This is a genomic window from Deinococcus sp. NW-56 (assembly GCF_002953415.1).
Lineage (GTDB): Bacteria > Deinococcota > Deinococci > Deinococcales > Deinococcaceae > Deinococcus.
Map to the genome: position 1 here is coordinate 1906454 of NZ_CP026516.1, position 24877 is coordinate 1931330.

Consider the following 24877-nt stretch of genomic DNA (forward strand, 5'->3'; position numbering starts at 1 on the left):
CTCAGCCTAGCGCGGGACCGGCCGCGCCGGGTGCAGACCTAGGGCGGGCCAGCCGGGCCACCGTGCGGGCCGCCGCCTCGGCCTGCTCCGCGCCCTCCTCGGAGGGCGAGAGGCCGTAGCGGACCGGAGCATAGACAGCCAGCAAATCACCCAGCGCCTCAGCCACTTCGGGCAGCGTCTCCGACACCCGCGCCGCGTGTTCGGCGGGCGTCTCATCTGGAGCACGGCCCAGGCCTACCCGCGCGAGGGAGGCCAGCGCAGAGCGGTAGGCCCACCGAACCCGGTGCGGGTGGCTGGAATCAGAAGGGACTGTGACCAGGGCTTCCGCGACGATCAAAGAGCGGCCCGGCCGTAGTCGAGAGCGCCACCACCGCCAGGCCAGCCAGCCCAAAGTTACGGCCAGCGCGAGCCCCAGGGCCACCGCGCCGCCCAAGACCGACGAGGTCACGCTGGGAATGGATTGGCGCGTGGGGGCCTGCTGCTGGGCAGCCTCCTGTTCGGCTTCCCCGGTGTCCCCTGCAGGCTCAGCACCCAGCTTCCGGCCAACTTCTCCCAGCTTGCTCGTGCTGCAACCAATTTCATTTCGGCACGCCTCGCCCCGACCGGACGCCCTCCAGCCTTCGGCGTGGCCGGTCACCAGAGCCGCCACCGCCTGCACAATCCAGCTCGGAGTCCCGCTCTGACCATTGCGGTCACTCTGCGTCGGCAGCGGCAGGCTCAGGGCCGCGAGCAGGACGCCCAGACCCAGGGCGGTGAGGCCCAGCCGCCGCAACGCCTTCCCCTTCCCGTTCAGGGGTTGCAGGGCGCGGTCTTCCTGGCCCGGCCCCCCGGCGACGGCGACGAAGAAACACAGCACGCCCCCCACCAGCGCCCAGGGCTCCCCGGCCCCGAACAGCGCCGACCCCAGCAGCAGCAGCAACAGCAGCGCCGCCCCCAGACGGCGTGTTCCGCCCTCCAGCGCCCAGAGCGCGACGTGCAGCACCGCCAGGCCCAGCAGCAGCGGCAGGCTGCCCTGCACGGCCTGCAACCGGGCATCGGCAACCTGCCACGCCCTAGCCCCGTCTGGGATGTCCACCCACACCCAGGAGGGCAGTTCTCCCAGGGTACCCAGCAGCAGCAGGGCCAGCAGGCGCATCCCCCGCAGCCACGCCCACCGCCGGGCCAGCCCCACGATCCCCACGGCCCCAACCACCGCCCACAGCGGCCACCACGCCAACCCCACCAGCGGCGCGGCAAGCAGCAGCCACGAACGGTAGGGCCGACGGGCGGGCGAGTCGGAGAGATCGGCGGTCAGCGTCATGGGTGGCCTCCGGGGGGTGGGAAGGTGGAAGAGGCGCGGCCTCTTTCCCTATGTGAGCCCCCGCGCCGATGGTCCTGAGCGGCGGCCGCATGCAGTGATGTCCCCATCGTAACACCGCCGTCCCTGGTCTGCCTGCCACTTTGCGGCCCTTGTGCGGCCTACAGCAAAAGCCCCCGCCACAGGGACGGGGGCCACAGGAACCGGGAGATCAGTCCAGGAAGTCGCGCAGCTTGCGGGTGCGGCTCTCGTGGTACTTGAGCTTACGCAGCGCCTTGTTCTCGATCTGGCGGATGCGCTCGCGGGTCACGTTGAAGCGCTGGCCGACTTCCTCCAGCGTATGCTCGCGGCCGTCCACCAGTCCCTTACGGAACTTCAAAACCATCGCCTCGCGCTCGGTGAGCTTGGAGAGGGCCTTTTCCAGCTCCTCGGAGAGCAGGGTCTTGGCGGCGTTGTCCACCGGCGAGTCGAGGTTCTCGTCGGGAATGAAGTCGCCGTAAAAGGAATCCTTCTCGTCGCCGATGGGGGTTTCCAGCGAGACGGGCTCCTGCGACACCTTCTGCACTTCCTCGACCTTGTTGGCGTCCCAGCCGGGACCCATCGCCTCGGCGATCTCCTCGTAGGTCGCCTCGCGCGAGAGTTCCTGCTGAAGCTGCCGGGCGGTGCGGGTCAGCTTGTTGATCGTCTCGACCATGTGGACCGGGATGCGGATGGTCCGGGCCTGGTCGGCGATCGCGCGGTTGATCGCCTGCCTGATCCACCACGTCGCGTAGGTCGAGAACTTGTAGCGGCGGCGGTACTCGAACTTCTCGACCGCGCGGATCAGGCCCTGGTTCCCTTCCTGAATCAGGTCGAGGAAGCCCAGCCCACGCCCGGTGTACTTCTTGGCGATGGACACCACGAGCCGGAGGTTGGCCTCGATCAGCCCCTGGCGGGCGGCGGCGCCGTCCTCCATCTGACGCATCAGGCGGCGGCGCCCGCGGTCGTCGAAGGTGTCGCCTTCCTCCTCCAGCCGCTTGCGGGCCTCCTCGCCCTCCTCGATGCGGCGGGCGAGCGCGATCTCCTCCTCGAGGGTCAGCAGGGGCACCCGGCCGATCTCGTGGAGGTACTGCCGCACCGGGTCGTTGGACACGGCGCGGGGCATGTCGTCGAAGTACTTCTCCTCGTCGTCGGTGTCGGCGGCGGCGGTCGCGGCCGGACCTTCCGTCTCCTCGTCGAGGTCGTCGTCCTCGTCCTCATCAAGGTCCTGCACCTCGATCTGCTGCGAGGCGAGGAACAGTTGCATGTCCTCGAAGGCCTCGGCACTCTCGGGGTCAAGGCCGGAGGCTTCGAGGGCCACCGACAGCGCCGCCGCGATCTCCTCGCTGGAGAGCACGCCCGCCGCCTTGCCCACCTTCAGCAGTTCCTGGATGGAGGGGTGCGCGTAGTAGGGCTTGTCGGCGGGTACGGGAACGGCAGCCCCCTTGGCGGCAGGCGCGGCCTTGCTCGCCGCCGGGGCCTTGGCCGCCTTGCGGGGAGGCGCCGCAGTGGGAGTGGCGTCCTCGGTGGGAGCCGCCGCCTCGGGTGCGGGCGCGGCCTTTTTGCGGGCCGGGGCCTTTTTGGGAGCGGGGGTCAGGGCCGCTTCCGCCTCGGGAGCGGTGGCCGGGGCAGCGGCAGCCTTGGGCTTGGCCGCTTTGCGGGGCTTGGGGGCGGCGGCGGGAGCCACCGTCTCGGCCACTTCGGGGGCCGGAGCGGCGGGCGCGGAAGCCTTGGTGCGGGCGCGTGCTCGGGTGGGTTCTGACATGCGGACTCCTGTGGCGCCCAGGCCGGTGCAGGGTGGGCCGGATGCGGCCCGGCCGGAAAACTGGCGTGCGGGAGAGAAACGGTAGAGGAAAACTTGGCGCCGGTGGCCGGGCACCCTGGGGGGCGCCGGGGTCTGGAACGGGTCAGTCTAGCAAAGACCCCCTCGCCCGCCGAAAGCCGCGTCACGGTCAGCCGACGCCCGGCGGGAGAAAGGAGAATACGGCACCAGCGGAACGAAGGTTCCCGCCCCGATTGACACCCGCCAGCCGGGCAGAGTAGCCTTCTCGGTACCGCTAACGACTGTTTTGGAACCGCTTCCGCAAGGGAAGGAGGCGGGCCGCCGAGTGGGCAGGCCCAGACCGGGTTCCAGTCAGCGAAGGGAGAACCATGAAACGAGTGCTTGCCAGCCTCAGCCTGACCCTCGCCTGCGCCGCCGTGAGCCAGGCGGGGGCCGTGACCCTGACCTTCGCCTGCGATTCGGTGGGCCAGGGCTTCGACGAGTGCAAGAAGGGCGCCGACGCCTGGGCCAAGCGCACGGGCAACACCGTGCGGCTGATTCAGGTGCCCAAGGAAACCGATCAGCGCCTCGCGCTGTACCAGCAGCAGCTCGGTGCCCGCTCGGCGGACGTGGACGTGTACATGATCGACGTGGTGTGGCCGGGCCTGATCGGCCAGCACCTGCTGGACATGAAGAAGTACATCCCCGCTGCCGAGGTCAACCGGCACTTCCCCGCCATCGTCCAGAACAACACGATTAACGGCAAGCTGGTCGGCATGCCGTGGTTCACGGACGCGGGCGTGCTGTACTACCGCACCGACCTGCTGAAGAAGTACGGCTACACCAAGCCCCCCAAGACCTGGAACGAGCTGTCGACGATGGCCCAGAAGATCCAGGCAGGCGAGCGCAAGACCAACTCCCGCTTCGTGGGCTTCGTCTTCCAGGGCAAGAACTACGAGGGCCTGACCTGCGACGCGCTGGAGTGGATCGCCTCCTTCGGCGGCGGGACCATCGTGGATTCCAGCGGCAAGGTGACGGTCAACAACGCCAAGGCCGTGCAGGCCCTGCAGGCGATTCAGGGCCTGGTGGGCACCGTCGCCCCGCAGGCCGTGACGACCTACGGTGAAGAGGAAGCCCGCAACGTGTGGCAGGCCGGAAACGCGGCCTTTATGCGCAACTGGCCCTACGCCTACGCAGCCGGGCAGGAGCAGGGCAGCGCCGTGCGCGGCAAGATCGGCGTGGCCGCGCTCCCCGCAGGCCCCGGCGGCAAGCCCGCCGCGACGCTGGGCGGCTGGCAGCTCGCCGTGAACGCCTACTCCAAGAACCCCAAGGAAGCCGCCGAGCTGGTGCGCTACCTGACGGGCGTGCAGGAGCAGAAGCGCCGCGCGGTGGAGGCGAGCTACAACCCCACCATCGCTTCCCTCTACAAGGACAAGGACGTTCTCAAGGCCGTGCCCTTCTTCGGCAGCCTGTACGACGTGTTCACCAACGCGGTGGCCCGCCCCGCGACCGTCACGGGCAGCAAGTACAACCAGGTCAGTGACGCCTTCAGCACCGCCGTCTACAACGTGCTGACCAAGAAGAGCGCTCCTGGCCCGGCCATGAAGACCCTCGAAGGCCAGCTCAACCGCATCAAGGGACGCGGCTGGTAAGACCCGCGCGGGCGGCGCCGCAAGACCCGCCGCCCCCGGAGTCCGGGTGCCCCCCACTCACGGGGCACCCTTTTTGCTTCCCCCGCCCCTCCCCCTTTCCCGCCCTCTTATCCCGCGAGGTGCCTCCGATGACCACTCCCCTTCCCTCCCGCCCCACGGCGGCCCCCGCACGCACGGGCCGGGGTCTGCAAGCCAGCCGCACCCGCGTGGCGCTGCTGCTGCTGGTGCCCATGCTGCTGGTGCTGGCCGCCGTCGCCGGGTATCCCCTGCTGCGGACGATCTACCTGTCGTTTACCGAGTACAACATCCTGACCGACCCGGCCCCGAAGTGGATCGGGCTGGGCAACTACTGGTTTACCACCGAAGACGGGGTGGGCCTGGGGGTGCTGCAAATCCCCGAGTGGTGGCAGTCGGTGTGGAACACGGTCAAGTTCACCGTGGGCAGCGTGCTGCTGGAAACCGTGCTGGGGCTGGCCTTCGCGCTGATCATCAACTCCAAGATCCGGGGCCGGGGTCTGCTGCGCACCGCGATCCTGGTGCCCTGGGCGATTCCCACCGTGGTGAGCGCCCAGATGTGGAACTGGATGTACAACGACTCGTTCGGGATCATCTCGGACTGGGGCCAGCGCCTGGGCTTCCTGCAAGCCGGACAGTCCTTCCTGAGCAACCCCGACACGGCGCTCGCGGCCTTGATCGCGGTGGACGTGTGGAAGACCACGCCCTTTATGGCGCTGCTGCTGCTGGCGGGCCTCCAGACCATTCCCAGCGACATGTACGAGGCCGCCGACGTGGATGGGGCCAACAAGTGGACGCAGTTCTGGCGGCTGACGCTGCCGCTGCTGACGCCCGCCCTGCTGGTCGCGCTGATCTTCCGCACGCTGGACGCGCTGCGGGTGTTCGACATGCCCTACATCGTGAAGGGGAATGCCCCGGAGACGATCACCATGAGCATTTATGCCCGGCAGGAGCTGATCCTGAACTCGCAGTTCGGGTTCGGGAGCGCGATCAGCGTGCTGATCTTCCTGATCATCATGGTGTTCACGGCGATCTACGTGACCAGCCTGCGGGTCAAGTTCGACTGAGGGGGTGAAGGCATGAATTCCAAGAATCCGCTGGTCCGCACCGTCACCCTGATTCTCTTCTGGCTGGTCGTGGCGGTCGTGCTGTTCTACGTCCTCTTTCCCTTCTACTGGGCCATCAAGACCAGCCTGACGAGTTCGGCGCGGCTCTCGGCCGAGGCGCTGCAATGGTTTCCCAGCGTGCCGAGCTTCCAGAACTTCGTGGACGTGTTCACCGGGGCGCCCTTCGGCCGCAACCTGCTCAACAGCGTGGTCGTGGCGACGGGCACGGTGCTGCTGAGCCTGCTGCTCTCGGTGCTGGCGGCCTACGCGCTGGGCAAGTTCCGCTTTCAGGGCAAGACGATCCTGATGTACCTGATCCTGGCGGTGAGCGTCTTTCCGCAGATCGCGGTGCTGTCGGGGCTGTACACCATGATCCAGACCTTCGGCCTCTACAACTCGTGGGGCGGGCTGATTCTGTCGTACATGATCTTCACGCTGCCCTTCACGGTCTGGACCCTGACTGCCTTCGTGCGCGAGATTCCCACCGAGTTGGAGGAAGCGGCCTACGTGGACGGTGCCTCGCCGTTGCAAACCCTCTTCCGGGTGCTGCTCCCGGTGATGACCCCGGCGCTGGTCACGACGGGCCTGCTCGCCTTTATCAACGCCTGGAACGAGTTCCTGTTCGCGCTGACCTTCACCACCGACGCCACGGCGGCCACCGTGCCGCCCGCCATCGCCAACTTCACCGGGGCCTCCCAGTACGAGAGCCCCTTCGGGCTGACGATGGCCGCCAGCGTGATCGTGACGATTCCGCTGATCATTCTGGTGCTGGTGTTCCAGCGCAACATCGTCTCCGGCCTGACGGCGGGGGCGGTCAAGGGCTGAGGGGAAAGTAGGGATGGGAAAGGCCGCCCCCGTTGGAGGCGGCCTTTCAGAGCATTGGACGCAAGAAGGTGTTCGGCGAGCTGGTCTGGATGCCCCCTCACCCCTTGCTGCGCAAGGCCCTCTCCCACGGGGGGAGAGGGTCAAAATATGATTCCTGGCCGCTTCCCCTACGGCAGCACCGGATACAGGTCCACCCGCCCGCCCGGCCGCACGTCCTCGCGGGCGGCGATGGCGACGCTGGCGCTGGACCCGGAGCGGCTGCCCAGGCGGGTCAATAGGTCCACGAACTCGTTGACGCCCAGACCGCCGTTGGTGATGTACTCGGCGGGCACGCCACGGGTGGTGAGGTGGATAACCGTGTCCTGTACGAGGTCCTGAATCTGGTTCTGGACGGTGCGGGGGTCCCCCAGCGTGACGGTCGCCCGGCGGATGGTCTGCCCGCCCCTGTACAGGACGGTGTTGGGACGGGCGGCGCAGGTGAGATCGACCGGGAAGCCCACCGCCGTGTTGTTCGCCGCGCGGCACTGCACGAAGGCGCTGGCGTTCAGCCCACGCAGGCTGATTTCCAGGCGCTCGCGGGCCGCCGCGTTCAGGCGGGCGGGCGGCGTCCCTTTGGCCCCCCGGCCCGCCGCTGCCGCTGCCGCGCTTTGCAGGAAGGCGTCGAGGTTGCGCACCCCCGGCACGACTCCCGCGTACACGAGGTCGTTTTTGGGGTAGGCGAGGTCGGCGCTGCGGCTGGCGCTGAGTTCGTCGCGGGTGCTGGAAAACTCGTCCTGAAGGCGGTCGAGGCTGCTGCGGGCGCTGGCGAGGTCGCGGCCGAGCGTCTCGTTGGCAGCCCGCAGCTCGGCCTGCTGGGTTCGCAAGCTGGCGAGTTCACGGGCCGCCGCGTCGCGGTCGGCCACCAGCCGGGCACGCTCGGCGGCCAGCGTGTCGCGCTCGCGGGCAGCGGCATCACGCTCACGGGCGAGGCGGTCGCGCTCGGCGGCGACCATGTCGCGCTGGCGGGTGGCGGCGTCGCGGGCAGCGACGGCGGAGGCGCGGGCCTGCACGGCGGCGTCCCGTGCGCGGGCAGCGGCGTCGCGCTCACCCTCCAGGCGGTCGCGGGCAGCGATCAGGGTGCGGCGCTCGGCGGCGAGGCGGTCACGGGCTTGCTGGGCCTGGGCGCGGGCGGCCTCCGCCTGGGCACGGCCTGCTTCCGCCGTGGCACGGGCCTGACGGGCGGCGTCGCGCTCGCGGGTGGCCGCGTCGCGCTGGGCCTGCACCTGCTCACGGGCAGTTTCCAGGGCCTCGACCTGACGGTTCAGGGCCGTCACGCGCGACTGTGCCGCCTCGGCCCGCCTCTGGGCGGCGTCGGCGCGGGCCTGGGCTTCCCCGGCGGCGGCCTCGGCCTGGGCGGCGCGGCGGTCGAGGGCGGCAACCTCGTTGCCCAGCGCCTCCACCTGCGTGTTGAGAGCACGGGCACGCTCGCGGCTGTCGGCAAGTTGGGTCTCGGACGCTTCCAGCGCGGCGCGGCTCTCCTCGGCGCGGGCCTCCAGGGTGCGGCCCAGGGCAGTGAGTTCGGTGACCCGCGTTTGCAGGGCGCGCGCCTGTTCCTGTGCACGGGCGCGGTCGGCCTGGGCGGTGTCACGGGCCTGCTGGGCCGTTCTCAGCGCCGCCTGGGCTTCTGCCAGACTCGCCTGCGCCTGCGCCCGCTCCTGCTGGAGGGCCTGGGCCGCCCGCCGCGCCTCGTCCCGCTCGCGCTGGGCGGCCTGCAACTCGGCCTGCACGCCCGCAACCTCTTCCCGCAGCGCGTTGATCTGGGGGCGGAGCTGATCGGCCTGGGCGATCGTGTTCACGGCGGAGCGGTTGAGTAGCAGGAAAGCCCCCAGGCTTGCCGCACTGATCCCCATGCCCGCGAGCACCGCCACCAGCAGCGCCGTGCTCTTGGGCCGCAGTCCGAAGAGGCGCAGGTGCTTGCGCCCCACCTTGCGGGCGATGGTGTCGGCCGAATAGGCGACCACGCCCGAGAGCAGCACCACGAAGGGTAGAAAGAGCCACAGCACGCGCCCTCAGCCCCCTATCCCTACAGCTCGAAGTCGTCGCCGAGGTAGTGGCGGCGGGCGTCCTCGTCGGCCCCAAATTCCTGCGGGGTGCCCTCGAACTTCACTTCCCCGTCGAACATCAGGTAGACGCGGTCGGTCAGCGCGATCGTCTCGCGCACGTTGTGGTCGGTGATAAAGACCCCGATGCCCCGGCGGTCGCGCAGTTCGCGGATCAGGCGTTGAATCTCGCGGATGCTCTTGGGGTCCACCCCGGTAAACGGCTCGTCGAGAAGCAGGTAGTCGGGGTCGGTGGTCAGGGCGCGGGCGAGTTCCAGCCGCCGACGCTCGCCGCCGGAAAGCTGGTAAGCGTAGTTTCCGGCAAGTGCCGTCAACCCGAACTCGGCCAGCAGCGCGTCGGCGCGGGCCTCCTGCTCGGCGCGGGGAAGGCCCTGGTATTCGAGGATGGCGAGCAGGTTGTCCCGTGCGGTCAGCTTGCGAAAGGCGCTGGGTTCCTGCGGCAGGTAGCCCAGTCCCAGCCGCGCCCGCTCGTGCATGGGCAGCCGGGTCACGTCACGGTCTCCCAACAGGATGCGCCCCCCGCCCGGCCGGATAAAGCCCACCAGCATGTAGAAGGTGGTCGTCTTGCCCGCCCCGTTCGGCCCGAAGAGAGCCACGATCTCGCCAGGCCGCACGATGAAGTCGGCCCCGCGCACCACCGCCCGCCGCCCGTAGCTCTTGCGCAGGCCCTCGGCCCTCAGCTCGGGGCGCTGAAAGTCGATCTGGACGCCGTGCGGGACGGAAAGGGGGGCAGGCGCGGTCACGCTTTGGAGCGTAGCACGGGGGTCACGGGGGTGGGGGTGAGGGGGGCGACGAAGGGGCGGAAGGTGAGGCGGGGCTGCACAACTCAGGCAACTTTGCTGGGGCGTCACCATTCCCTCCCCCGCCGTACACTACCCCCATGCTTCTGACCCTCATCGTTCTGGATTCTGTCGGCGTGGGCGAGTTGCCCGACGCCGCCGCCTTCGGGGACGTGGGCGCCCACACCCTCAACCACACGCTCGCGGCGGCTCCAGTTCATCTGCCCAATCTCGTCCGGCTGGGCCTATCGCGCATCCCCACCGTGCAGACCTCGCCCCAGACGGTCCCGGCGGGCGAGGTGACGGGCGCTTACGGCCGGATGCGCGAGGTCAGCCCCGGCAAGGACACCTCGACCGGGCACTGGGAGTTCATGGGCGTGCAGCTCGAGCACGCCTTTCAGGTCTTCCCCGACGGCTTTCCCCCGGCCGTGATGGACCGCTTCGACGCGGCGACCGGGCGCGGGCACCTGTGCAACCGGCCCTACAGCGGCACGGACGTGATTCGGGACTACGGGGAAGAACACCTCCGCACCGGCTTTCCCATCGTGTACACCAGCGCCGACAGCGTGTTCCAGATCGCTGCGCACGAGGACGTGGTGCCGCTGGAGACGCTGTACGCGTGGTGCGAGGCAGCCCGCGAGATTCTGCAAGGTGAGTACGCGGTCGCGCGGGTGATCGCCCGGCCCTTCCGGGGAGAGCACCCCTTCGAGCGGGCGAACGAGCACCGCAAGGACTACTCGCTCGTCCCACCGCGCACCGTGCTGGACGCGCTGAAGGAGGCCGGACGCGACGTGGTGGGCATCGGCAAGATTCCCGACATCTACGCGCATCAGGGCTTCACGGAAGAGATTCACACCGACAACAATGCGGACGGTGTCCAGAAGACCCTCGCGCGGATGCGGCAGGGTGGAGACGGCCTGATCTTCACCAATCTCGTGGACTTTGACGCCAAGTTCGGCCACCGCCGCGACCCCGCCGGGTACAGTGCGGCGCTCGCCGAGTTTGACGCCGCGCTGCCGGAGTTGCTGGCCGCCGTGCCGGAGGGCGGGGCGCTGCTCCTCGTGTCCGACCACGGCAACGACCCCACCTGGCACGGCACCGACCACACCCGCGAGCACGGGCTGCTGCTGGGCTGGCACCCCGGCCTGGGGGGAGCGGTGGACCTGGGCGAACGGGCCACCTTCGCGGATGTGGGGGCGACCGCCGCAGAGGCACTGGGAGCCGACTGGGATGGGCCGGGTGAGAGCTTCTGGACGCGGCTGAAGGACTGAGCCCGCAGGAGGCCGCCCCCGCCTTTCGCCCCGGCCCCGAGCAGTTCAGCCTCACGCTGCTGCTGGGCGGGCGCTTCGCGGGGTCGCAGGAGTGGACGCTGCACCCCGAACGTGGGGCGCTGGTCGCGCGGGTGGAAACCGAGTTCGGCGGAGTACTCCCCGAGCTGCGGCGGGTGCAGCAGAGCCGGATGCACCCCCGGCTGCTCACCAGCCTGCACTACGCCGAGGGGGACGGGCGCAACCGGGCCAGCTTCGAGACGACCTTCGACCGCCGCAGCGGGCTGGTCACGCTGAGGCAGGGCCGCGACGAGGCCACCGCGCCGCTGACCACCGAACATCACGACCCCGTCTCGCTGCTGGTGTGGCTGCGCAGGCTGGAAGAGGTCGAGCGGGCCACCGTGCAGATGGCGGGGGGACACGTGCTGGTGCAGCGGCTGCCCGACACGGCGGTGGGGGACCTCCCCGCCCGCGTCTACCTGCTGCGGCCGGGCGGGGCGTATGTGTTCGTGGAAGCCGCGCCCCCCCACCGCCTGCTGCGCCTGATTCAGCCCACCGATTTCGGGCCGCTGGAGGCCGTGACCGAGCCGCCCAAGAAGCCCCAGCCCGAGCGTCGCCGACGGCGGGCGGGTTAGGCAGCCCTGGGCCGGGGGCCGTCCGCGCCCAGCAGGATGACGCAGGCCCCCGGCCCCTTTCTCACCTCTCCCCTGCCCTTACCCAGGAGTGTCCCCATGCAAGTCCTTCAAGGCGACGCCGCCCGCGCGGCCCTGACCCGTACCTTCTCCGAGATTCCGGTGCCGCAGAGCGTGCTGGCCCGTATCGAACAGACCTTCGGGGAGCCGCTGACTCCCGAGGAGGTCGTCTCGCGCATCCTCGCGGACGTGCGGGCGCGGGGGGACGACGCCCTGCGCGACTGGACCGAGCGGCTGGACGGCCACCGCCCGGAGGCGCTGGAAGTTTCCGGGGCGGAGCTGGAGGCCGCGCAGATTGAGCCGGAACTGCACGAGGCGGTGCGGCTCGCGATCCGGCGGGTGCGGGCCTTCTACGAGGAGCAGCCCGCGCACGGCTTCCTGCAGGAGGGACCGGACGGCACCCTGGGGCAGCTCGTGCGCCCGCTGGGGCGGGTGGGCGTGTACGTGCCCGGCGGCCTCGCGCCGCTGATCTCCACCCTGATTCACACGGCGGTTCCTGCGCAGGTGGCGGGCGTGCCGGAGATCGTGGTGACGACCCCGCCGGGCAAAGGCGGCTCGGTGCATCCGGCGATTCTGGTCGCGGCCCGCGAACTGGGCATCACGCGGGTCTTCCGGGTGGGCGGGGCGCAGGCCATCGGAGCGCTCGCCTACGGCACCGCCAGCGTGCCGGGGGTGGACAAGATCGCGGGGCCGGGGAACCTTTTCGTGGTGATTGCCAAGCGGCTGGTGTACGGCGCGGTGGGCATCGAGAGCCTGCCGGGGCCGACCGAGACGCTGGTGGTGGCCGACGACAGCGCTTCTCCCCGCTTCGTGGCCGCCGATCTGCTCGCGCAGGCCGAGCACCTGGGGGCCGAACCCGTGCTGGTGTCCACCAGCCGGGAGCTGTTGATTGAGGTGCAGAACCAACTCGACGCCCAGCTCGAGGCCCTCCCCGAACCGAACCGGAGCTGGGCGCGGGACAGTGTGCTGAGCCGGATGAAAATTGTCCTCGCCGCCGACCTGGACGAGGCGCTGGACCTCTCCAACCTGTACGCCCCCGAGCACCTCTGCCTGCTCACCCGTGATCCCTGGAGCCTGCTGAACGGGGTGCGCCGCGCCGGGGGCGTCTTCGTGGGCGAGGCCAGCATGGAGGCGCTGGGCGACTACGTGGCCGGACCCAGCCACGTGATGCCGACCGGGGGCACCGCCCGCTTCATGAGTCCGGTCAACGTGCGCGACTTCCAGACGATCATCTCGGTGGTGGGCGTGCACGAGGAGACGCTGCGCCGCATCGGTCCCCCCGCCGCCGTCCTCGCCCGCGCCGAAGGGCTGGAGGCCCACGCCCGCGCGATTGAAAGCCGCCTGACCCCGGCAGTGCCGGATGCTCACCCGGAGGCGACGCTGGAGGCGATGGCGGACGTGTCGGAGGAGGCGACCTCGGGGCTGTAGGGGGCGGTCGGCTTTCAGGGGTCAGCCGTCAGCGAGGGCGTTTTCGGGAGCGGAATAGAACTCGGGGTTGCCGGGACTGGGACGGCGTTGCCGTCCTCCCCGGCCTTCCCCCACAAGGAGGGAGGAAAAGCCTCATCCACACAATTCTCGCTATTGCACATCAGGTGTCACAAAGGGGGAGGTTTCAGTGCCTTCTACGCCCTTGCCTTCCCAGTCGCGTCAGTCCAGGCTGATTGCTGACGGCTGACCGCATTTCCCCCGCAACCTTCGCCCCTTCCAGCGCATAGTGCCCGGTATGAGTCTCGCTTCCTCTGCCCCGGCCCTGGAATTGTTGGACCTGCGCAAGAGCTTCGGGGGCCGCGCGGCGGTGGCGGGCGTGAGCCTGACGGTGCCGCCTGGCGAGCTGTACGCGCTGCTGGGTCCCAACGGCGCGGGCAAGACGACCACCATCCGCATGATCGCGGGGCTGACCCGGCCCGACGGAGGTACGGCCCGCATCTACGGGCATGACGTGACCCGTGACGCCCGCGCCGCCAAGCGGCAGCTCGCCTACCTCCCCGACGACCCGCTGCTGTACGGCAAGCTGACCCCGCCCGAGTACCTGGAATTCGTGGCGGGGCTGTGGGAGATGGACGCCCGCGAAGCCGCGCCCGAAGCCGAGCGGCTGCTGCGCTGGCTGAACCTGTGGGAGCACCGCCGCGAGCGCACCGAGGGCTTCTCGCGCGGCATGAAACAGAAACTCGCCCTCGCCGGGGCGCTGATCCACCGCCCGCGCCTGATGCTGCTCGACGAGCCGCTGACCGGGCTGGACGCGGCGGCCTCGCGGCAGGTCAAGGACGCGCTGCGTGAGTTCGTGGACGGGGGCGGCGCGGTCGTGCTGACCACCCACATCCTGGAAGTGGCAGAGCGGTTGGCCGACCGCCTCGGCATCATCGCGGCGGGGACGCTGGTCGCGGAGGGCACGCCGGGCGAGCTGCTGGCCCGCACGGGGACAGGCACGCTGGAGGACGCCTTTCTCAGCCTGACCGGGCTGCGCGTGAGTAACGAGGATCCGGCGGGGACCCCCGCGTGAGGCCCGGCACGCTGCCGTGGCTGCTGCGCTGGCAGACGCGCTGGGCGTGGCAGAACCTCAGCGGGGGAACGAGGCGGGGGCTGATCGTGGGGGCGGTGTTCGCCGTGGGGCTGGGGGCAGTCCTCTTCTTCTTCTTGCAATCCCTGCTCGCCGGGGTCCCACTGGACCGCCCCCTCCCCGACGCGGCGCTGGGACCGCTGACGCTGGGGCTGGTCTTCGTCTTCACGCTGATGATCTCGGCGTGCGTGACGGCGGCACTGGAGGCGCTGTACACGCGGGGGGACCTGGACCTCTCGCTGCACTCGCCCGTCTCGCCGCACACAGTGCTGGCGGCGCGGGCGCTGGGGGTAGCCTTTTCGGGGGCGCTGGGGTCGGCACTGCTGATCGTGCCGCTGACCTTCCTGCTGGGGGTGCTGGGCGCGTGGCGCGGGCTGGGGCTGCTGGGGTGGTGGCTGGGGGCGGCCCTGCTCGCGGCGACGCTGGGGCTGTGGCTCACCCTGGGGCTGGTGCGGGTGCTGGGAGTGCGCCGGGCACGGGTCACGGCGTCGGTGGTGGGGGCGCTGCTGGGGGCGAGCCTCTTTCTGGCGTTCCAGTTGCCCAACATCCTGGGGCTAAGCGGGCGCGGGGACCTCGTCCTGCGGGTGCTGGAGGGCTTCGGGCCGGGACGGGGCGGCTGGCCGGAGCGGGAGTCGGCCGTGTGGTGGCCCGCCCGCGCCGTGTGGAGCGAGCCGGGGCCGCTGCTGGCGCTGGGGCTGGGGTCGGCGCTGGTGTTCGCGCTGAGCGTGCCGCTGCTGACCCGGCTGTTCGTGAGCGGGGTGGCGGCCACCGCCGAGGGGAGCGGGGTCCGGCGGGCGGAGCGCGGGCGGACCGGGCCGCTGCGCTTTCGCCCGGCACGGCAGGCCACGCTGCTCAAGGAATGGCGCATGGTGGGCCGCGACCCCGAACTGCTCTCGCGCACGCTGCTGCAACTCGTGTACATGCTGCCGCTGATGGCCTCGGCGTGGCGCGGCTCGGTGGAGGGGGCGGCCAGCGCGGGCATTGTGCTGCTGGGAGCCAGCCTCGCCTCGGCCCTGGCGCACCTCACCCTCAACGCGGAGGACGCCCCCGACCTCCTCGTCACCGCCCCGCGCAGCCCGGCGGCCCTGCGGCGCGACAAGTGGCTGGCCGCCGCGCTGCCACCCCTGGGGCTGGGAGTGCTCGGCGTCGGGCTATTTGCCGCGCGGGATCTGCTGGCCCCTGGCCTGGCCCTCGCTCTCCTATGTTTGGTGGCGCTGGGGGTCGCGGGAAGCGCCCTGCTGGTGCTGTGGCGGCCCCTGCCCGTGCGCCGGGCGGACGCCTTCAAGACCCGGCCGGGCAACACCCTGGGGCAGACCCTGCTGACCCTGCTGTTTCAGGGGGGCCTGAGCGTGGGGGCGTATGCGCTGGCCCGTGGGCAGGCCTGGAGCCTCGCGCCGCTGCTGGCGGCTGGCGTGGCACTGGCGGTGGCGTATGGGGGGCGGGGAACGGATGCTCGGTGAGGGGGAGGCAGGGAGTAGACCTTAGATCCTCCCCTGCTCCTGCCAAAGCCGTCTTTTCCCTGTGTCAGCCGGTCCCAATGTCCCCACCCCTCCAGCCCACTTTCCAGGCAGCCAAGCCGTTCGGCGCGTCAGCGCCGAGGCCTCCCAATTGGGTGAAGGATGGCGTGGAGGGGGAAACGGGAGCGGGGTAGGCAGGGCCGGAACATGGGGGGACAACCTTTGCCTAGCGCAGCGCTGCTCCCCCTGCCCCTCTGGGGTAGGGGGCTGGGGGGTGGGGCAAGCTGCAATCAAGACACCCAGCCCACCTCTTCCCCATTCAGCTCAAGCCTCAGCCCTCAAACGCCGCCCGCTTCGGCTCCGGCAACCGGTACGCGATCAGCGCACTGGGAAGCAGCAGCGTCAGACTGACCAGCGCCGCCGTCGTCGGCGTCGTCACGTCCGCCAGCGCCCCCACCAGGAAAATCAGCAGCCCCGCGAAGCCCCACGAAAAGCCCATCATGATGCTGCTCGCCACCGCCACATGCCCTGGCGCGTACTCCTGCGCGGCAACCACGCCGACCGGCACGCTCGCATTCACGGCCGCCCCCACCAGGAAGGTGAGCGGATAGAACCACCAGTTCGCCGGGCTGGACAGAATCAGCAGCACGAAGAAGGGAATGGTGGTCAGGATGGCCGCCCGCAGCACGGGAACCCGCCCGTAACGGTCGCTGGCCCGCCCCCCCACGATGCCCCCGATAGCGCTGGCGACGGCGTACACGGCCAGCGTGACCCCCACCTCCCGCGCCCCGAAGCCCCGCCCCAGCAGGATGAACGGCAGCATCGCGTTGTAGCCCATGCTGGCGAGCGACCGCAGCACCGCCATCGCCCACAGGCCCACCAGCGGCCCCCGGAAGATGCCCGCGTACTCGGCCAGCGAGACCCGCCGCCCCTCGGCCCGGCCGGGCGGCGTGACCGCGAAGGTGATCACCGCGATCACGGCCCCGATCAAGGCGAACCAGGGCAGGTTCTCCAGCCCCACGCCCGCGAACACCGGCCCCAGCGCCATGCCCGCCGTGCCCCCGGCGCTGAACAGGCTCGCCCACAGCCCCCGCTTCTCGGACGGACTGCTCAGGGCGACGTAAGCGGCCCCGGCCGGGTGGAAAAAGCCGCTCCCGAAGCCCGCGACCGCCACCAGCAGCACCAGCGCCCCGAACCACGGGACAAAGCCCATCGCGGTGAGGCCCAGGCCCGTCATCAGTGGCCCCAGCGCAGCGGCGTAGCGGCGGTCCACCCGCTCGCCCAGAATCCCCAGGAGCGGTTGCAGCACGCTGGAGGTCAGGCTGTAGACGCTGGAGAGCAGCGTGACGGCAGCGATGGACACGCCGAACTTGCCCTGCAACGCAGGGGTCAGCGGCGTGAGCATGGCCCCGTAAGCGTCGTTGATGAAGTGGCCTGCCGTCACCGCCACGGCGACGGCGGTGGCGTGACGGGCGGCGATTCGGGCGGGGGCGGCCTGCATGGGCGCTACGCTACGCCTCCCCGCCACCCCAACACGAGCAGGCACACACGGCTGTCCCGCCTGAGGGGCCACCAATCGCCGACGCTCAAGGAAGCATGAAGGCGCTAACTCAGCGAATAGAGCGATGTGAAGCGGATGTGGGCTTCTTCACAGCTTAGGCTGAGGTATGACCCTCGCTCTGCGCACCGCCGTGGCTGCCACCCTGCCCTCGGAGGAGCAACTCGGCCTCCAGCTTGCGGCCCTGCCCGAACGGGACTGGGCCGAAGTCGCGGCGCTCTTTGCCCGTGACCTGCCCGAACTGGAAGTTGCGGTGGCGCTGCCGGGCGCGGAGCCGCTGGCGCACGCGCTGGGGCGGCTGCGGGGCCTGACGGTGCTGGAAGTGCGGGGGGGCCGCCTGCCCGAACGGCCCGGCAGACCCGTGCTGGGCGACGCCGTGATCGTGACCCGCCAGCTTACCGACGGGCTGGCCGAACTGGAGGTGCTGCTGCGGGCCGAGGCCGCCGCCCTGCGGGTGCGGGCAGTTGCGGTGGGCGTCGAGCGCACGAACGGAAGCGGCCGCACCCGGCTGGAGCTTCAGGGCCTGCGGGTGCTGAGCGCCGTGGCCCTCGCGGACACCCCGGAGGGCCTGAAATTTGAGCAGCGGGTGCCGCCCCGGCTGCGCCGCGTGTCGTAAAGGCGCTCAGCCCTCCGAGGTCGCCTCGCGGTAGGCCCGCAGCGCCCGCTCCTCGGCGGGGATGCGAATCAGGAGAAGCAGGGCGGCGTTGAGCAATGTCCCTGCCAGCGCCGTGCGCCACGCCCCCACCGCCAGCGGCCCGGAGGCGAGTTCCAGCGCCACGACCACGTAATTGGGGTGCCGCACGTACTGAAACGGCCCCCCGGTTACCCGCTCGCCCCCCGGCACGATCAGGATGCGGGTGTTCCAGTAGCGGCCCAGGGTGCGAATCACCCAGTACCGCAGCGGCTGCGCGAGCACGAACAGCAGCAGCGCCGCCCAGTTCACCCCACCACGGGCGCGACGGCCCTCCCACAGCAGGCCCAGCATCCAGGCCGGGTGCAGCAGGAAGAAGAGGGGGTAATGCTCGCGGCCGTACTCGACCGCGCCGTTCTCCCGCGCCCAGCGCTCATTGGCGCGGGCCACCCGCAACTCCAGCAGGCGCTGCACCAGCAGGAAGCCGAAAAGGAGGGGGGCGAGGGTCCGGGCTTTCACCGCACAGCCTCGCCCGCCAGCAGCGCGTCCGCCGCCGCGTCCGCGTCCAGTTCACCACGTGCCACCCGCGCATAGAGGTCGCCGCTGGCCTCCCGTGCCCGCTTGAGCACGCGCTCTTGCACCAGCGTCCGCACCTCGAACTCGGCGCGGTGGGCGCGGCGGGTGTGCAGGCCCTCTTCACCCAGATGGGCGCGGTGGGCCAGGACGGCCTCCAGCACGGCCTCCACCCCCTCGCCCTTCTGCGCGACCGTGCGGCGCACCGGGGCGAACCAGGTGTACTCGTCGTGGGCGCCGAGGCCCTGCGCGGCGAGCAACTCGCGCACGGTGCGGTCCGCGCCGGGCAGGTCGGCCTTGTTCACCGCGATCACGTCGGCGATTTCCATGATCCCGGCCTTGAACGCCTGCACCCCGTCCCCGCCCGCCGGGGTCACGACGAGCAGGGTGTGGTCGCACACGGCCGCCACGTCCACCTCCGACTGGCCGACGCCCACCGTCTCCAGAATCACCCAGTCGAAGCCCGCCCCCTCCAGCAGCGCGAGCACGGGCAGGGTGCGCGGCGAGAGGCCACCCAGTGCGCCGCGGCTGGCGAGCGAGCGCACGAACACGCCGGAGTCGCCGTGATGCCGCAGCATCCGGATGCGGTCGCCCAGGATCGCGCCGCCGGAGTACGGGCTGCTGGGGTCCACTGCCAGCACCGCCACCCGCTCGCCCCGTGCCCGCAGCACGGCGATCAGGGCGTCGGTAAGGGTGCTCTTGCCGCTGCCGGGGCTGCCCGTCACGCCCAGCACGACAGCGCGGTCGGGGCGCTCGCGGGCGGCCCGCAGCACGGGTCGGGCGGTGTCCAGGCCACTTTCGGCCAGGGTGATCGCGCGGGCCAGGGCGCGGGGGTCCCCGGCGCGGAAGCGGGTCACGAGGTCAGGCGGGGTCAAGGGGTCACCTCCGCCTTCTGGGAGGGGTGGACAGAAAGCCGTCGCATGGTGTCCCCAGGCTAGCGCCCCGCTCGGCCCTCACGGGGCCTGCCCCAGCACGTCGTCGGCCTCGGTCGCCTCGATCAGGTCCTCGAGATGCGCGTCGTCGTTGAAGCCCAGCAGGGTGCCGCTGTCCTCGCCCAGCAGAACGCGGGTGATGGAGGTGTTCGTCACGCTCAGGCGTGCCCAGGCGTGGCCCGGCACCCCGCCGAGCGCCAGCCCCACCGCCACCCGCACCACGCCGCCGTGGGTGAAGACGAGGACCCGCCCCCCTGCGTGCCGCCCCCGCAGGCGCCCGAAGGTCTCGCCGCAGCGGGCGAACAGGTCGGCCATGCTCTCTCCGCCGGGCCGCCGGGTGCCCCAGGGGTCGGTCTGGAGGTCGCGCAGGTACTCCGGGTGCCGCCGTTCGATATCGGCCACCACCAGCCCGCCGAGTTCGCCCACGTCAATCTCGCGCAGGCCCGGCTCCGGCTGCACGGTGGGCTGCCCCGCCAGCCGCTCGGCCACCGCGTCGGCGGTTTGCGAGGCGCGGGTGAGGTCGCTGGTGTATACCGCGTCGAAATGCTGCCCGGTCAGCCGCTCGGCCAGCGCCGCCGCCTGCAACACCCCGATGTGGCTGAGGGGCACGTCGGTCTGGCCCTGGTAGCGCCCGTCCGCGTTCCAGGTGCTCTCGCCGTGCCGCACCACCCAGAACTCGGTCGCGGTGCGGCGGTCGGGCAGCCGGAAGCCGGTGGGGGGACGGTACCTCATCGGGAGGAGGCCCCGTCCAGCCCGGCCAGCGTCACGCCCGCGCCGGGCACCATCTCCCCGATCACCCAGGGCGACTCCCCCGCCCCACGCAGGGCCGCCAGCGCCGCCTCCTGCTCCCCGGCCGGAACGATGAACAGGAAGCCCACGCCCATGTTCAGCGCCCGGAACGCCTCGGCCCGCTCCATCCCGGCCCGGCGCACGATCAGCTCGAAGACCGGGGGCACCGTCCACGAGCCGGTATCCACCCGCATCCCCAGCCCTGCGGGGAAGACGCGCGGCGGATTGTCCACCAGCCCGCCCCCGGTGATGTGCGCCATGCCGCGCACGTCCACCCCGGCCCCGGTCAGCGCGTCGAAGGCTCCCAGGTAGGCCCGGTGCGGCACCGTCAGCAGGTCCTCCAACCGCTCGCCGCCGAGGTCGGCCCGCGCCTCTCCCCAGTCCAGCTCATCCAGCGCCATCCGCGCGAGGCTGTAACCGTTGGTGTGCAGCCCGCTGCTGGGCAGGGCGATCACGGTGTCGCCCGCCTGAATCCGCGAGCCGTCGATCAGCCGGGGGCGGTCCACGACGCCCACGATGGTGCCCACGAGGTCGAGTTCGCCCTCGGTGTACACGCCGGGCATCTCGGCCGTCTCGCCGCCCAGCAGCGCCACGCCGAGGGCCTCGCACGCCTCCGCCGCGCCCGTCACGATGGACGCCACCTGCTCGGGAATCAGGCGCGAGGTCGCCACGTAGTCGAGGAAAAAGAGGGGCCGTGCGCCCTGCACCAGAATGTCGTTCACGCAGTGGTGGACGATATCGGTGCCCAGCCCACCCACCCGCCCGGTGCGGACAGCCACCCGCGTCTTGGTGCCCACCCCGTCAGTCGAGGCGACGAGGATGGGGTCTTCCATGTCCCCGAAGGCCGCCCGGAAGAGGCCCCCGAAGCCCCCCAACCCGCCCAGCACGTTGGGGGTGTGGGTGCGGGCGACCGCGCCTTTCATCAGGGCGACCGCCCGGTGCCCCGCGTCGATGTTCACGCCTGCCCGCTCGTAGGCGGGGGCCGCGTCCGTGTTGGCTTGCGTCATGCTCCTCCCAGGTGTTGCCCCAGGCCGGGGCCGCTCGGGAGGCAGCATAGCGGAGAAGAAGGCGGAACCTTTCGCCGTCAGCCCCTCGCCCCACCCCGCCGCACCATCCACCAGCGCCCCAGCACGCCCAGCCCCACCACCGCCGAGAGCAGCCCCAGCCCCCAGGCCATGCGGGTGGCCGAGCCGCTGAGCCACACCACCAGCGCGGTGACGGGCAGCGCCCCCACTGCGGTCGCCACCATGAACGGCCGGAAGCCCATGCCCGCCGCCCCCGCGACCAGATTGAGCACGTCGGCGGAGAGGACCGGCATCAGCCGCACCAGCAGTACCCCTTGCAACCCGTAGCGCTCGGCGAAGGTATGGGCCGTCTGCCGCGCCCGCTCGCCCGCCAGCGCACGCACCAGCGTGTCCCCCAGCGCCCGGCCCAGGCCGTACCCGGCGGCGGCGCCCAGCAGGGTGCCCAGGTAGACCAGCAGGAAGCCCTCGACCGGACCGTAGGCCCGCGCCGTCACCGCCGTCATCACCAGGGCGGGCAGCACAGGCACCGCCGCCTGGAGCACGAACCCCGCCAGCAGCGCGAGCGGCCCGGCCCAGCCCAGGTCCTCCACAAAGGCGCGGGTGACCGCCGGGTCGCTGGAGGTCAGGGCCTCCCACCCCTCGCCCAGAAAGGCCCGCGCGTCCGGCGTGAGGGCCAGCGCGGTCAGCCCCAGCACCAGTGCGGCGGGGAGAATCCACCGCAGCGCCGCGACCACTCGGCGGGGAGGGAGGGGCGCGGAGGTCATGGCGGCAGTGTAGAGGGGCCGGGTGAGGAGGCGACCAGTCCTTTCGCCCCGCTATGCTGCCCCCCGATGCACCCCGATCTGCTGACCCGCGTGCTGTCGCTGCTGCCCCAGGAGGCGGGCCGCCCGGAACTGGCCCACTTCCACGCCATGCTGCGCGACTACCCGCAGCGCGGCGGCAAGGGCATCCGTTCGGCGCTGCTGCTGGCCTCCGCACGGGCGCACGGGGCGCGGCCCGGCACCCCCGCGTGGGAGGGGGCGCTGTGGCTCGCGGCGGGGCTGGAACTCTTCCAGAACTGGGTGCTGATTCACGACGACATCGAGGACGACTCGGAGGAGCGGCGGGGCCAACCTGCGCTGCACCGCCTGCACGGGGTCCCCCTGGCGATCAACGCGGGCGACGCCCTGCACGCCTACATGTGGGCCGCCGTCCACCGCGCCGGGGTGCCGGGCGGCATGGAGGAGTTCCTGGCGATGATTCACCGCACCGCCGAGGGCCAGCACCTCGACCTGAGCTGGGTGGAGAGCGGCGAGTGGGCGCTCACCGGGGCCGACTACCTGGAGATGGTGCGCCTGAAGACCGCCCACTACACCGTGGTGGTCCCGCTGCGGCTGGGGGCGCTGGCCGCCGGGCACACCCCCGACGAACGCTTGACCCCGGCGGGGCTGAAACTCGGCGCCGCCTTCCAGATCCGGGACGACGTGCTCAACCTGCTGGGCGACGCCGCGCAGTACGGCAAGGAGATCGGCGGCGATCTGCTGGAAGGCAAGCGCACCCTGATCGTCCTGCACTGGCTGGAGACGGCTCCGGCCGAGCAAAAGGCCCTCTTTCTGAACCAGATGGCCCGCCCCCGCGCCGACAAGGACGCGGGCGCCATCGCCCGGATTCACCGCTGGCTGCTGGAGAGCGCCAGCGTGGCCCACGCCCAGGCCCACGCCGACGCCGAGGCGCGGGAGGGGCTGGCCCTGCTGGAGGAGGCGCTGGCGGGTGCCCCCGACCCGCAGGCTGCCCGCGAGCTGGTGGACACGGTGCGGGGGCTGGCGACGCGCGAGGCGTGAGGGAAGGGCTTGGGCGGCCTACCCCCCCACCAACTCCAGCGCCGCGTCCGCGAACCGCCCGAAGCCCGCGTTCAGTTCCCGCAGCGCCGCCCCGTCCGGCACCCCCCATTCGGGAAAGTACAGCCCCACGTTGACCTCCAGCCCGAAGGCGGGCACCCCCGTCCGCGCGTTCCAGCGGGCGCTCAGCGTGTCGGTGGTCCAGGGGTCGCCCACCGCCACCCGCGTATGGGTGCCCATCAGGACCGGGGCGAAGGCCGCCTCGCACGCTTTCCGCAGCTCCTCCCACAACTCGGGGGGGAAGGTGGGGCTGGCCGCCGTGCCCGGCATGATCGTCAGCGCCGGGCGGGGCGCTCCGGTGTCCGGCCCCAGCGCCGGGCCGCGCGAGGCCATCGCGTGCCCCACGATCATCAGCCGCGCCCCCGCGATCTCGGCCTCCACCTGCCGGTCGAAAGCGTCCCAGACGCGCCGCAGCCGGGCCTCCCGCGCCTCCGGGGACAGTTCGAAGCCCGCCGGGTAGAGGGGCTGGCGGGCGAAGTCGGTCTCCTTGATGACTCCGTTGTCCGCCTCGTCGTCGCGGTGGCGATTGAGGTCGGCGGCGAAGCGGCTCCACGGCGCTTGCAGGAAGCGGGCACCGGGCAGGGCGAAGATCAGATCGGTGTAGGGATCCCCCTCCAGAAAGACGCGGCGCAGCAGGGCCTCGCGCTGCCCGGTGTCGAACACACCTTCCCCCAGCATCTCGCGCAGCACGTCGGCGGGCAGCGCCCCGGATGGGTGGGGGGTCAGGATCAGGAGGTCGTCACGGGTGGGCGTCATGGGGAGGATGGTACGCCCGCGCCTGCCCAACTGCGGCCTGCCGCACCGCCCGCCCTCACCCCCGCCGCTAGACTGAGGGGATGCAGCTTTCGGCCCTCTCCACCCTGAATTACCGGAACCTCGCGCCGGACACGCTGACCTTTCCGGCCGGGGTCACGGGCGTGTTCGGGGAGAACGGGGCGGGCAAGACCAACCTGCTGGAGGCCGCCTACCTCGCCCTGACCGGGCTGACGGACGTGACGCGGCTGGAGCAGCTCGTGCAGTCGGGCGAGCGCGAGGCCTACGTGCGGGCCGACGTGCAGCAGGGCGGCAGCCTCAGCATTCAGGAGGTCGGGCTGGGGCGCGGGCGGCGGCAGCTCAAGGTGGACGGGGTGCGGGTCAGGACGGGCGACCTGCCGCGCGGGAGTGCGGTGTGGATTCGCCCGGAGGACTCCGAACTCGTCTTCGGTCCCCCGGCGGGGCGACGGGCGTATCTGGACGCGCTGCTCTCGCGCCTCAGCGCCCGCTACGGCCAGCAGCTCGCCCGCTACGAGCGCACCGTCTCGCAGCGCAACGCGGCCCTCCGCGCAGGCGAGGACTGGGCGATGCACGTCTGGGACGAGGCTCTGGTCAAGCTGGGGACCGACATCATGCTCTTTCGCCGCCGGGCGCTGACCCGGCTGGCCGAACTCGCCGCCGAGGCGAACGCCGCACTGGGCAGCCGCAAGGCGCTGACCCTCAGCCTGCAGGAGTCCACCGCGCCCGAAACCTACGCGGCCGACCTCACCGGAAAGCGGGCCGAGGAACTCGCGCGGGGGGCCACCGTGACCGGGCCGCACCGCGACGACCTCGTGCTGCGGCTGGGCGACTTTCCGGCGAGCGAGTACGCCAGCCGGGGCGAAGGGCGCACCGTCGCGCTCGCGCTGCGCCGCGCCGAACTCGAGCTGCTGGCCGAGCGCTTCGGGGAAAAGCCGGTCCTGCTGATTGACGACTTTTCGGCCGAACTGGACCCCGGCCGCCGCACCTTTTTGCTCGACCTTGCCGCCAGCGTGCCGCAGGCCATCGTGACGGGGACCGAGCGGGTGCCCGGCTCGGCGCTGACCCTGCGGGCGCAGGCGGGGCGCTTCACGGCCGAGGGGGAAGCGGTGGGGACGGGAGCGCTGGAGGTGACGGCGTGAGCCACTCCCGTGGCCCCCGCCGCCTGGGGGGTCCGCGTGGCCTCTCCGACCT

Annotated in this window: 22 protein-coding genes; 11 read left to right on the forward strand and 11 right to left on the reverse strand. The window is 71.4% G+C overall.

Annotation, left to right across the window (positions count from 1 at the left end):
- Nucleotide 1: 1 nt before the first annotated feature.
- On the reverse strand, nt 2–1300 hold the full coding sequence (locus C3K08_RS09575; protein ID WP_104991101.1) for a DUF4129 domain-containing protein: 1299 nt from the start codon (nt 1298–1300) through the stop codon (nt 2–4).
- 208 nt (nt 1301–1508) lie between these two features.
- The gene (rpoD, locus tag C3K08_RS09580) at nt 1509–3080 is read right to left on the reverse strand and encodes an RNA polymerase sigma factor RpoD (RefSeq protein ID WP_104991102.1); all 1572 of its coding nucleotides are present in this window, start codon (nt 3078–3080) and stop codon (nt 1509–1511) included.
- Between the two features lie 386 nt (nt 3081–3466).
- Between rpoD and C3K08_RS09585 the strand changes: the two genes are divergently transcribed.
- From C3K08_RS09585 to C3K08_RS09595, 3 genes are all read left to right on the forward strand, one after another.
- Nucleotides 3467–4729: an ABC transporter substrate-binding protein gene (locus C3K08_RS09585; protein WP_104991103.1), complete on the forward strand. Its 1263-nt coding sequence runs from the start codon at nt 3467–3469 to the stop codon at nt 4727–4729.
- A 128-nt stretch (nt 4730–4857) separates the two neighbouring features.
- Nucleotides 4858–5811 (forward strand): carbohydrate ABC transporter permease, encoded by a 954-nt coding sequence (locus tag C3K08_RS09590; protein ID WP_104991104.1) that lies wholly within the window; start codon nt 4858–4860, stop codon nt 5809–5811.
- A 12-nt stretch (nt 5812–5823) separates the two neighbouring features.
- A complete protein-coding gene (locus C3K08_RS09595; protein WP_104991105.1) occupies nt 5824–6675 on the forward strand; it encodes a carbohydrate ABC transporter permease in 852 nt (283 codons plus the stop codon).
- 167 nt (nt 6676–6842) lie between these two features.
- Here the strand turns inward: C3K08_RS09595 and C3K08_RS09605 are convergent, their stop codons facing one another.
- Both C3K08_RS09605 and lptB read right to left on the reverse strand, forming a co-directional pair.
- Entirely contained in the window at nt 6843–8717 is a 1875-nt protein-coding gene (locus C3K08_RS09605; protein ID WP_104991107.1) for a DUF3084 domain-containing protein, read from the reverse strand.
- A 20-nt stretch (nt 8718–8737) separates the two neighbouring features.
- Complete coding sequence (lptB, locus tag C3K08_RS09610) at nt 8738–9517, reverse strand: LPS export ABC transporter ATP-binding protein (RefSeq protein ID WP_234009047.1); 780 nt, start codon at nt 9515–9517, stop codon at nt 8738–8740.
- A gap of 137 nt (nt 9518–9654) precedes the next feature.
- Between lptB and C3K08_RS09615 the strand changes: the two genes are divergently transcribed.
- The 5 genes from C3K08_RS09615 to C3K08_RS18810 all read left to right on the forward strand — a co-directional run bounded on the left by C3K08_RS09615 (nt 9655) and on the right by C3K08_RS18810 (nt 15530).
- Entirely contained in the window at nt 9655–10824 is a 1170-nt protein-coding gene (locus C3K08_RS09615) for a phosphopentomutase (protein ID WP_104991108.1), read from the forward strand.
- Between the two features lie 131 nt (nt 10825–10955).
- Nucleotides 10956–11456, forward strand: coding sequence for a hypothetical protein (locus C3K08_RS09620; protein WP_369848212.1), 501 nt, complete (start codon nt 10956–10958; stop codon nt 11454–11456).
- 96 nt (nt 11457–11552) lie between these two features.
- Complete coding sequence (gene hisD / locus C3K08_RS09625) at nt 11553–12941, forward strand: histidinol dehydrogenase (protein WP_104991110.1); 1389 nt, start codon at nt 11553–11555, stop codon at nt 12939–12941.
- 295 nt (nt 12942–13236) lie between these two features.
- The gene (locus C3K08_RS09630) at nt 13237–14013 is read left to right on the forward strand and encodes an ABC transporter ATP-binding protein (protein ID WP_104991111.1); all 777 of its coding nucleotides are present in this window, start codon (nt 13237–13239) and stop codon (nt 14011–14013) included.
- Complete coding sequence (locus tag C3K08_RS18810) at nt 14010–15530, forward strand: hypothetical protein (RefSeq protein WP_104991112.1); 1521 nt, start codon at nt 14010–14012, stop codon at nt 15528–15530. Before C3K08_RS09630 ends, C3K08_RS18810 begins: the two co-directional genes overlap by 4 nt.
- A 328-nt stretch (nt 15531–15858) precedes the next feature.
- Here C3K08_RS18810 and C3K08_RS09640 read toward each other — a convergent pair whose 3' ends face one another.
- Nucleotides 15859–17028, reverse strand: a complete 1170-nt coding sequence (locus tag C3K08_RS09640) for an MFS transporter (protein WP_104991113.1) — start codon at nt 17026–17028, stop codon at nt 15859–15861.
- 166 nt (nt 17029–17194) lie between these two features.
- On the opposite strand from C3K08_RS09640, the gene C3K08_RS09645 reads away from it, so the two are divergent.
- Nucleotides 17195–17701, forward strand: a complete 507-nt coding sequence (locus C3K08_RS09645; protein WP_104991114.1) for a hypothetical protein — start codon at nt 17195–17197, stop codon at nt 17699–17701.
- A gap of 6 nt (nt 17702–17707) precedes the next feature.
- Here C3K08_RS09645 and C3K08_RS09650 read toward each other — a convergent pair whose 3' ends face one another.
- From C3K08_RS09650 to C3K08_RS09670, 5 genes are all read right to left on the reverse strand, one after another.
- Nucleotides 17708–18235, reverse strand: coding sequence for an isoprenylcysteine carboxyl methyltransferase family protein (locus tag C3K08_RS09650; protein WP_104991115.1), 528 nt, complete (start codon nt 18233–18235; stop codon nt 17708–17710).
- Nucleotides 18232–19164: a methylmalonyl Co-A mutase-associated GTPase MeaB gene (gene meaB, locus C3K08_RS09655; RefSeq protein WP_104991116.1), complete on the reverse strand. Its 933-nt coding sequence runs from the start codon at nt 19162–19164 to the stop codon at nt 18232–18234. Before meaB ends, C3K08_RS09650 begins: the two co-directional genes overlap by 4 nt.
- A gap of 78 nt (nt 19165–19242) precedes the next feature.
- Nucleotides 19243–19953, reverse strand: coding sequence for a histidine phosphatase family protein (locus tag C3K08_RS09660; RefSeq protein ID WP_104991117.1), 711 nt, complete (start codon nt 19951–19953; stop codon nt 19243–19245).
- Nucleotides 19950–21017: a phosphoribosylformylglycinamidine cyclo-ligase gene (purM, locus tag C3K08_RS09665; protein WP_104991118.1), complete on the reverse strand. Its 1068-nt coding sequence runs from the start codon at nt 21015–21017 to the stop codon at nt 19950–19952. The genes C3K08_RS09660 and purM overlap by 4 nt, the downstream gene beginning before the upstream one ends.
- Nucleotides 21018–21094: 77 nt before the next feature.
- Nucleotides 21095–21799 carry a TVP38/TMEM64 family protein gene (locus C3K08_RS09670; RefSeq protein WP_104991119.1) on the reverse strand — a complete coding sequence of 235 codons (705 nt, stop codon included), beginning with the start codon at nt 21797–21799 and terminating at the stop codon, nt 21095–21097.
- Nucleotides 21800–21865: 66 nt separating this feature from the next.
- Between C3K08_RS09670 and C3K08_RS09675 the strand changes: the two genes are divergently transcribed.
- Nucleotides 21866–22855 carry a polyprenyl synthetase family protein gene (locus tag C3K08_RS09675; protein ID WP_104991120.1) on the forward strand — a complete coding sequence of 330 codons (990 nt, stop codon included), beginning with the start codon at nt 21866–21868 and terminating at the stop codon, nt 22853–22855.
- A gap of 18 nt (nt 22856–22873) precedes the next feature.
- Here the strand turns inward: C3K08_RS09675 and C3K08_RS09680 are convergent, their stop codons facing one another.
- Entirely contained in the window at nt 22874–23668 is a 795-nt protein-coding gene (locus tag C3K08_RS09680) for an N-formylglutamate amidohydrolase (RefSeq protein ID WP_104991121.1), read from the reverse strand.
- 80 nt (nt 23669–23748) lie between these two features.
- Here C3K08_RS09680 and recF point away from each other — a divergent pair, with 80 nt between their 5' ends.
- Nucleotides 23749–24825 (forward strand): DNA replication and repair protein RecF, encoded by a 1077-nt coding sequence (gene recF, locus C3K08_RS09685; RefSeq protein WP_104991122.1) that lies wholly within the window; start codon nt 23749–23751, stop codon nt 24823–24825.
- Nucleotides 24826–24877 lie beyond the last annotated feature (52 nt).

Excerpts from the sequence above, each read along its gene's own strand:
- C3K08_RS09630 (WP_104991111.1), top strand. The coding sequence starts at position 13,237 with ATGAGTCTCGCTTCCTCTGCCCCGGCCCTGGAATTGTTGGACCTGCGC.
- C3K08_RS09640 (WP_104991113.1), bottom strand. The coding sequence starts at position 17,028 with ATGCAGGCCGCCCCCGCCCGAATCGCCGCCCGTCACGCCACCGCCGTC.
- hisD (WP_104991110.1), top strand. The coding sequence starts at position 11,553 with ATGCAAGTCCTTCAAGGCGACGCCGCCCGCGCGGCCCTGACCCGTACC.
- C3K08_RS09585 (WP_104991103.1), top strand. The coding sequence starts at position 3,467 with ATGAAACGAGTGCTTGCCAGCCTCAGCCTGACCCTCGCCTGCGCCGCC.
- recF (WP_104991122.1), top strand. The coding sequence starts at position 23,749 with ATGCAGCTTTCGGCCCTCTCCACCCTGAATTACCGGAACCTCGCGCCG.
- C3K08_RS09675 (WP_104991120.1), top strand. The coding sequence starts at position 21,866 with ATGCACCCCGATCTGCTGACCCGCGTGCTGTCGCTGCTGCCCCAGGAG.
- C3K08_RS09680 (WP_104991121.1), bottom strand. The coding sequence starts at position 23,668 with ATGACGCCCACCCGTGACGACCTCCTGATCCTGACCCCCCACCCATCC.
- C3K08_RS09670 (WP_104991119.1), bottom strand. The coding sequence starts at position 21,799 with ATGACCTCCGCGCCCCTCCCTCCCCGCCGAGTGGTCGCGGCGCTGCGG.
- C3K08_RS09595 (WP_104991105.1), top strand. The coding sequence starts at position 5,824 with ATGAATTCCAAGAATCCGCTGGTCCGCACCGTCACCCTGATTCTCTTC.
- C3K08_RS09645 (WP_104991114.1), top strand. The coding sequence starts at position 17,195 with ATGACCCTCGCTCTGCGCACCGCCGTGGCTGCCACCCTGCCCTCGGAG.
- C3K08_RS09660 (WP_104991117.1), bottom strand. The coding sequence starts at position 19,953 with ATGAGGTACCGTCCCCCCACCGGCTTCCGGCTGCCCGACCGCCGCACC.
- C3K08_RS09590 (WP_104991104.1), top strand. The coding sequence starts at position 4,858 with ATGACCACTCCCCTTCCCTCCCGCCCCACGGCGGCCCCCGCACGCACG.
- C3K08_RS09575 (WP_104991101.1), bottom strand. The coding sequence starts at position 1,300 with ATGACGCTGACCGCCGATCTCTCCGACTCGCCCGCCCGTCGGCCCTAC.
- rpoD (WP_104991102.1), bottom strand. The coding sequence starts at position 3,080 with ATGTCAGAACCCACCCGAGCACGCGCCCGCACCAAGGCTTCCGCGCCC.
- purM (WP_104991118.1), bottom strand. The coding sequence starts at position 21,017 with ATGACGCAAGCCAACACGGACGCGGCCCCCGCCTACGAGCGGGCAGGC.
- C3K08_RS09615 (WP_104991108.1), top strand. The coding sequence starts at position 9,655 with ATGCTTCTGACCCTCATCGTTCTGGATTCTGTCGGCGTGGGCGAGTTG.